Origin of the sequence: Marinobacter sp. (genome assembly GCF_040882185.1) — a bacterium.
In the GTDB taxonomy this organism is placed as follows: Bacteria; Pseudomonadota; Gammaproteobacteria; order Pseudomonadales; family Oleiphilaceae; genus Marinobacter.
Window position 1 is genome coordinate 1 of record NZ_JBBEBW010000004.1, and the last position, 7,025, is coordinate 7,025.

Here is a 7,025-nt window from a genome sequence, read left to right on the forward strand (position 1 = left end):
TATTGCCGCGGGTACCACAGGACTGTTCTCCGTGCGGTATGACTTTCGGTGATGGGGGATTCCCGTGACATGATGGCGCCATGTTAAAGCGAGCTTACGGACTTGAAGTGGTCACTCTGGCGGTATTGGTATACTGCTGGCCTCTGCCTGCCTGGGCCACTGCGCTTTGCGCCGTGGATGCAACCGCGGAGGAGATTTGCCTCAAAAAACCGGCCAGCCGCATTGCCGCGCTTTCGCCTGGGGCGACCGAGCTGATCTGGGCCGCCGGGGCGGGAGACCAGGTCGTGGCGGTGGTGTCGTTCAGCGATTATCCACCCGCCGCTCGGGAGGTTACCTCCGTTGGCAGTCATACCCGTATCGATATGGAGCGCCTGGTTTCCCTCAAGCCCGACCTGGTGATTGGCTGGGTCACCGGCAACCCGCCGGAGCAGATCGAGGCTCTGAAAGACCTGGGTATGACGGTGTTTTCCATTGAACCCAGAAGCTTTGAGGCGGTCTCCACGACCATCGAAAAGTTAGCGACCCTGGCTGGCACCGAGGAAGAGGGCTTTGCCGCGGCGGATCACTTCCGCACAGGTATTGCCAGTCTGGAACAACAATACCAGCATGCCGAGCCGGTACCGGTGTTTTATCAAGTCTGGAATGAGCCCCTGATGACGGTCAATGATGAACACCTGATCGGCAAGGTGATTACCCTGTGCGGCGGCACCAATGTGTTCGGCGACCTTGATCGTTTGGTGCCGCGCATCAGTGTGGAAGCGGTCATTGCGGCCAACCCGGAAGCCATCCTCGCCGGTGGGATGGGGGAGGAGAACCGCCACTGGCTGACCCGATGGCAGGCTTTTCCCGGAGTCAAGGCTACCCGTCGCGACAACCTCTATTTCATCCCGCCTTCCCTGGTGCAGCGGCCCACGCCGAGAATGCTCGAAGGCAGCCGCCTGTTCTGCGAGAAGCTGGAGGCCGCCCGTGACAAACGTTAAGGTGTCGACGCTCATTCGCAACCGGGGCAGGCAGGCGTGATAAGGCCTCTCACCCTGCCGCTATTGATACTGGCTCTGGCCAGTATACTTGCGATGATACTGTCGGTGGGTATCGGCAGTGTCAGCCTCTCGCCGTTACAGGTGGCTGAGGTTTTACTCGGGGAAGGTTCCGGTTTGCATCAAACCCTGGTACTCGAACTACGCTTGCCGCGGACACTGTCTGCCTTCGCCACCGGAGGCTTGTTGGCCGTGGCCGGAGCGCTGATGCAGGTGCTGCTGCGAAATCCGCTGGCAGACCCTTATGTGCTCGGTCTCTCAGGGGGCGCAGCAGTCGGCGCTCTGCTTGCCATGTTGGCAGGACTCGGCGGTGTGATCGTCTCCGGTTCTGCTTTTGCTGGCGCTTTGTTGGCGACCCTGATGGTGTTCGGACTGGCCCATGGCACCGGAAGCTGGACGCCTTCACGGTTACTGCTCACCGGCGTGGTGGTGGCGGCTGGCTGGGGCGCGGTGATTACGTTGATGCTGGCGATCAGTCCCGCCCAGCGTCTGCCGGGTATGCTGTATTGGCTGATGGGGGATGTCTCCTATGCCCGAACGCCCTGGCCGGCCATGGTGCTGTTGCTGCTGGTGTGTTTATTGGTGGTGCCGCTGGGCCGGAGTCTCAACGTACTGGCCAGGGGGCCGATGCAGGCGGCGGCGCTAGGCGTCTCCGTGCGCAAACTGGAGTGGCTGATATACATCCTCGCGAGCCTGCTGACCGCAGCCGCCGTGACCATGGCGGGCAGCATCGGTTTTGTGGGCCTCGTGGTGCCCCACATGCTGCGGCTGGTAATGGGTAACGACCAGCGCCTGATCCTGCCTGCCTGTGCTTTGGCCGGTGGCACGCTGCTGGTACTGGCGGATACCCTGGCTCGGGTCGTGATTGCGCCAGAACAATTACCGGTAGGCGTCATTACCGCGCTGCTGGGTGTACCGACCTTCCTGTACTTGCTGTACCGGAGCCGCTGATGAATCTGTTGCAGGCCAGTCAGTTGATAATCGATATACCCGGTCGCAGCAATGGTCGGGCGCTGGATTTCACTATTGAGCCAGGCCAGATGTGGGGCGTGCTGGGGCCAAATGGCGCCGGTAAAACCACCTTGCTTCATACGCTTGCAGGCTTGCAGGCCCCGCGCAGTGGCGAGGTAAAACTCGGTGATCACCTGCTGACGGGTCTCAAACGCCGTCAGGTGTCGCAACAACTGGGGCTGGTATTCCAGGAACGTCAGGACGGCTTCCCCGCCACGGTGCTGGAAACCGCCCTGATCGGCCGCCACCCCTGGCTCTCGCCCTGGCAGATGGAAACCGGCGACGACCAGGCCATCGCAGAGCAGGCGCTGGCAAAACTGGATGTGGGCGATCTGGCAGACCGCTTGGTGAATACCTTGTCCGGTGGTGAGCGTCAACGGGTTGCCATTGCCACGGTACTGACCCAGAACCCACACACCTGGCTACTGGACGAACCCACCAATCACCTTGATCTCCATCACCAGGTATCCGTACTGCAGTTGCTGACCGAACAGGCCCGGTCTGGTCGAGCTGTCTTCATGTGCCTGCACGACCTGAATCTGGCCGCGCGCTGGTGTGACCGGATACTGCTGATGTTCCCCAGCGGCGAAGCCTGCTGGGGCCCGGCTGACCAAATGCTGGTACCGTCGGTGCTGGAACGCCTGTATGGCCAGAAGCTTATTACCGTGGAGGCGGACGGGGCGCCGGTGTTTGTGCCGGTTAAAGGTTAAGCGACGGAGTAAAAACATCGGGCGGGTAGAGCCTCCTTAGCTTTGGAATACACGCATGCTCATGAACAAACAGAAAAAAATGAAAACAATCACAGCAACGACCGCTTCAGCGCTGATCACTGCCCCCGGCTCCGGTCAGCTCTTTCATCCGTTAACCGAGAAGGAACCCTCCCATGCGTGAACGCGCGAAAGACCCGGAACGCCATGCCCGTCGCATGGAAGCCAAGCAGAAAATCATGCAGGAGCGCATTGCCCGTGCCCAGAAAGAACAGGGCGTGCTGATGGTGCTCACCGGCCCCGGCAAGGGCAAGAGCAGCTCCGGTTTCGGTATGGTTGCCCGCGCCCTTGGCCACGGCATGAAGGTGGGCATCATTCAGTTCATCAAAGGGGCCTTCAGCACCGGTGAGGAAGCGTTTTTCCGGGATTTGCCCAATGTGGATTATCACGTCATGGGCCAGGGCTATACCTGGGACACCAAAGACCGGGAACAGGATGTAAAGGCCGCCAACGCCGCCTGGAATATCGCTGCCAAAATGCTTGAAGACGACAGCTATGACCTCCTATTGCTGGACGAGCTCAACATTGCCCTGAAGTACGAATACATAGACCTCGACCGGGTACTGGATGACCTGCAGGGCAGGCCGGAGATGCAGCACGTGGTGGTCACCGGCCGCTCCGCGCCCCAGGAATTGATCGATCTGGCGGATACGGTGACGGAGATGGGCGTGGTGAAGCACGCCTTCAAGGACCAGGGCATCAAGGCACAAAAAGGCGTGGAGCTTTAATCCATGCCAACGCTGATGATCCAGGGCACCACCTCCGATGCGGGCAAGACCACGGTAGTGGCGGCATTGTGCCGGTGGTTGGCCCGGCAGGGCGTGTCGGTAGCTCCGTTCAAACCCCAGAATATGGCCCTGAACAGTGCCGTCACCGTGGATGGAGGCGAGATCGGCCGCTCCACCGCCTTGCAGGCCCTGGCCTGTGGCCTGGAACCTCACAGCGATATGAACCCGGTGCTGCTCAAACCCCAGAGTGACTGCGGCGCCCAGGTCATCCTGCGAGGCAAGGTCCATGGCAATATGGATGCGCTGGATTATCACACCTACAAGGCCGAAGCCATGGCCTCTGTGATGGCCGCCTGGACAGCGCTCAGCAGGCGTTACGATGTGATTATTGCCGAAGGCGCAGGCAGCCCGGCAGAGATCAACCTGCGGGCTAACGACATTGCTAACATGGGGTTTGCCGAAGCGGCGGATTGCCCGGTGTTACTGGTCGGAGATATCGACAAAGGCGGTGTGTTTGCGCAGCTTGTGGGCACCCTGGAGCTGATCTCCGCCAGCGAGCAGGCGCGTATCGGGGGGTTTATCATCAACCGTTTCCGGGGTGACATCGCTTTGCTGAAACCGGGGCTGAATTGGCTGACCGAGCGCACCGGCAAACCGGTGGTCGGTGTGTTGCCCTACCTTCACGGCCTGGTGATCGATTCGGAAGACAGTGTGAGCATTACGGGTAGCAGTAGGGCCGGCGCACTGAAAATCATCGTCCCGGTGTTACCCCGTATCAGCAACCATAACGACTTTGACCCGTTGCGATTGCACCCGGGCGTCGATATCCAGTTCATCGGCCCGGACCAGCTCATACCGCCTGCGGATGTCATCCTGTTGCCCGGTAGCAAAAGCACCCGACATGACCTGACCTGGCTGCGCCAACAGGGTTGGCCGGACGCCATCCAGAAACATTTGCGCTACGGTGGCAAGGTATTTGGCATCTGCGGCGGCTTTCAGATGTTGGGCGCAGCAGTGCGAGACCCGGACGGGCTGGAAGGCGAAGCTGGCGACACCGAAGGGCTGGGCCTGCTGGACATGACTACAAAAATGGTAACGGGCAAACAACTCAGGGAAGTGACTGGCCACCTTGCTTTTACAGCGGGGTCAACACCGTTGACCGGCTATGAAATGCATAACGGCGTTTCCACTGGCGCCGCACTGGAAAGGCCAATGGCCAGCCTTGATGGCAAATCCGATGGCGCCATAAGTGACGATAACCAAATTATGGGCACCTACGTACACGCCATTTTCGACCAGCCGGAAGCCTGCAACGCCCTGCTGCAATGGTGCGGCCTGAACGCAGCAGGAGAGGGTGCCGGACAAGCCGTGGATTACCAGCGCCATCGCCAGCAGCAACTCGACCGGCTGGGGGACATGGTGGAAGAACACCTTGATACCGAGTGGTTGCGGCAGTTGCTGGGCCTGCCCCCACAAGGCTTAAAACCATGACCGACAACAACCGGCCCTTCAGCGAGCAGGAACCGCACGGGCTGGACCGGACCATCTACGAACGACGCGACGTGCGATCCAAGTTTCTGCCGGACCCCATACCCGATGATGTGCTGGCCCGTCTACTCAATGCTGCTCACCACGCACCTTCGGTCGGCTTCATGCAGCCCTGGGATTTTTTGGTAATCGACAGCATTGAGGTGGGTGAATCCGTGCCTGCCATCTTCGAGCAGGAAAACCGCAAAGCCGCCGAAAACTACCCCGACGACAAAGGCGCCTTAGATTTTGTAGGACCCATTAATCCCTGCCCAAAGTCTGAACGCTTTTCGGTTCTACCAAAACCGGAACAGTCATAATGGACCCTGTTCAGCTCTCTGTTTGTCAGTTCACTTTGAAGTGGTTAACTTGTAGCGAAGGTAAGAACCACGATCCAATCTGCCAAGCTGAACGGGCACATTTCTATGATGATTTGAAAGATGCGCTACGCGATCGCCGCCGCAGAAGAAAATCGTGATTTTGAATTAAATTGTTTACGGCGGCAATCGGCGGTTACTTTGAGCTTACTTTACGTTAGTGTTTCGTTATCATTTGTCTACTGTAGCGATGGTTTGGCAGTAATAGACGCCGTTCCTGAGCAGAATCCCATCTACGCTTTTTCCGTAATAAGTAAGTGGTTTGAAATATGGTGAGTATAGGCACACCTTTGAAAGAAAATGCCTTCCGTGTTCTTTTTTGCGGATCAGGTGAACTGGGTAAAGAAGTCGTCATTGAGCTTCAGCGCTTTGGCGTCGAAGTCATTGCCGTCGATCGTTACGAGAACGCTCCGGCCATGCAGGTGGCGCACCGTAGCCACGTTATCGACATGCTTGATGGGGCTGAGTTACGCAGAATAATTGAGCTGGAAAAGCCGGATTTGGTCGTGCCGGAAATAGAAGCTATAGCGACGTCAGAGCTTGTGAAGCTTGAGCAGGAAGGGGTTCGCATTATCCCAACGGCCCGGGCGGTCAACTTGACGATGAACCGGGAGGGTATCCGCCGATTGGCGGCAGAGGAGCTTAAGCTTCCTACCTCACCCTATCGTTTCGCCAGCTCTCTTGAGGAGTATCTGGAGGCAGTGAAGGACGTGGGTGTGCCGTGCGTAGTCAAGCCGGTTATGAGTTCATCCGGGAAAGGGCAGAGTACGCTGAAATCCGTCGAAGAAGCCGTTGCTTGCTGGGAGTATGCGCAAAGTGGAGGGCGGGCAGGTAAAGGACGTGTGATTGTCGAGGGCTTTATTGATTTCGATTATGAGATCACCCTGCTTACTGTGCGACACGCCTCTGGCGTCTCCTTCTGCGATCCGATTGGGCACCATCAGGAAGACGGCGACTATCGTGAATCCTGGCAGCCTCAAGCAATGAGCCAGTCCGCTCTGGATCGTTCCAGAAAAATTGCCTCTGCGGTGACAGAGAGCCTTGGCGGGTTTGGGGTTTACGGTGTTGAGCTTTTTGTAAAAGGCGATAATGTCTACTTCTCGGAAGTTTCGCCTCGGCCCCATGACACCGGCCTTGTAACGTTGGTCTCTCAGGACTTGTCTGAGTTCGCGCTTCATGCCCGCGCCATCCTGGGTTTGCCGATTCCTGCAATCCGGCAGTGGGGGCCGTCAGCCTCGGCCGTTATCCTTCCTGAGGGTTACTCTTCCAAGCCTTTGTTTAGCAATATCGAGGCGGCGTTAGCTGAGTCCGATGTCCAGATACGTCTGTTCGGCAAGCCAGAAATTTCCGGGCGGCGCAGGATGGGTGTGGCGCTTGCCATCGCTGAGAGTGTTGATCTGGCGAGAAGGAAAGCGCGTTCATCAGCGTCTGCCATAAAGGTAACGCTGTAGTCGATGTTTTCGATTGGGGTGTCATCAGCCGCTTTTATAAATAAATCTCAGCAAGTCGTTGACACTGAGTCGGGTGTCTGTAGAATGCGCCTCTCGCTTGAGGGGCAAGGGCCGGAAGGGCCGGACT

At 58.2% G+C, this 7,025-nt stretch carries 7 protein-coding genes; all 7 read left to right on the forward strand.

The window, feature by feature from the left end:
- Positions 1 to 80: 80 nt before the first annotated feature.
- The 7 genes from WEB64_RS04455 to purT all read left to right on the forward strand — a co-directional run bounded on the left by WEB64_RS04455 (position 81) and on the right by purT (position 6,898).
- Complete coding sequence (locus WEB64_RS04455) at positions 81 to 980, forward strand: cobalamin-binding protein (RefSeq protein ID WP_368057749.1); 900 nt, start codon at positions 81 to 83, stop codon at positions 978 to 980.
- 93 nt (positions 981 to 1,073) lie between these two features.
- Entirely contained in the window at positions 1,074 to 1,988 is a 915-nt protein-coding gene (locus WEB64_RS04460; protein WP_368057751.1) for a FecCD family ABC transporter permease, read from the forward strand.
- Positions 1,988 to 2,758, forward strand: coding sequence for an ABC transporter ATP-binding protein (locus WEB64_RS04465; RefSeq protein WP_368057747.1), 771 nt, complete (start codon positions 1,988 to 1,990; stop codon positions 2,756 to 2,758). Before WEB64_RS04460 ends, WEB64_RS04465 begins: the two co-directional genes overlap by 1 nt.
- Before the next feature lie 173 nt (positions 2,759 to 2,931).
- Positions 2,932 to 3,543: a cob(I)yrinic acid a,c-diamide adenosyltransferase gene (gene cobO, locus WEB64_RS04470; RefSeq protein WP_368057745.1), complete on the forward strand. Its 612-nt coding sequence runs from the start codon at positions 2,932 to 2,934 to the stop codon at positions 3,541 to 3,543.
- A 3-nt stretch (positions 3,544 to 3,546) separates the two neighbouring features.
- Positions 3,547 to 5,034, forward strand: a complete 1,488-nt coding sequence (locus WEB64_RS04475) for a cobyric acid synthase (protein ID WP_368057743.1) — start codon at positions 3,547 to 3,549, stop codon at positions 5,032 to 5,034.
- Positions 5,031 to 5,390, forward strand: coding sequence for a nitroreductase family protein (locus tag WEB64_RS04480; RefSeq protein ID WP_368057741.1), 360 nt, complete (start codon positions 5,031 to 5,033; stop codon positions 5,388 to 5,390). Before WEB64_RS04475 ends, WEB64_RS04480 begins: the two co-directional genes overlap by 4 nt.
- A 326-nt stretch (positions 5,391 to 5,716) precedes the next feature.
- Complete coding sequence (gene purT, locus WEB64_RS04485; protein WP_368057739.1) at positions 5,717 to 6,898, forward strand: formate-dependent phosphoribosylglycinamide formyltransferase; 1,182 nt, start codon at positions 5,717 to 5,719, stop codon at positions 6,896 to 6,898.
- Positions 6,899 to 7,025: the final 127 nt, after the last annotated feature.

What these genes read in the sequence shown, in the direction of transcription:
- WEB64_RS04480 (WP_368057741.1), top strand. Translation starts at nt 5,031, where the DNA reads ATGACCGACAACAACCGGCCCTTCAGCGAGCAGGAACCGCACGGGCTG.
- WEB64_RS04465 (WP_368057747.1), top strand. Translation starts at nt 1,988, where the DNA reads ATGAATCTGTTGCAGGCCAGTCAGTTGATAATCGATATACCCGGTCGC.
- purT (WP_368057739.1), top strand. Translation starts at nt 5,717, where the DNA reads ATGGTGAGTATAGGCACACCTTTGAAAGAAAATGCCTTCCGTGTTCTT.
- WEB64_RS04475 (WP_368057743.1), top strand. Translation starts at nt 3,547, where the DNA reads ATGCCAACGCTGATGATCCAGGGCACCACCTCCGATGCGGGCAAGACC.
- WEB64_RS04455 (WP_368057749.1), top strand. Translation starts at nt 81, where the DNA reads ATGTTAAAGCGAGCTTACGGACTTGAAGTGGTCACTCTGGCGGTATTG.
- cobO (WP_368057745.1), top strand. Translation starts at nt 2,932, where the DNA reads ATGCGTGAACGCGCGAAAGACCCGGAACGCCATGCCCGTCGCATGGAA.
- WEB64_RS04460 (WP_368057751.1), top strand. Translation starts at nt 1,074, where the DNA reads ATGATACTGTCGGTGGGTATCGGCAGTGTCAGCCTCTCGCCGTTACAG.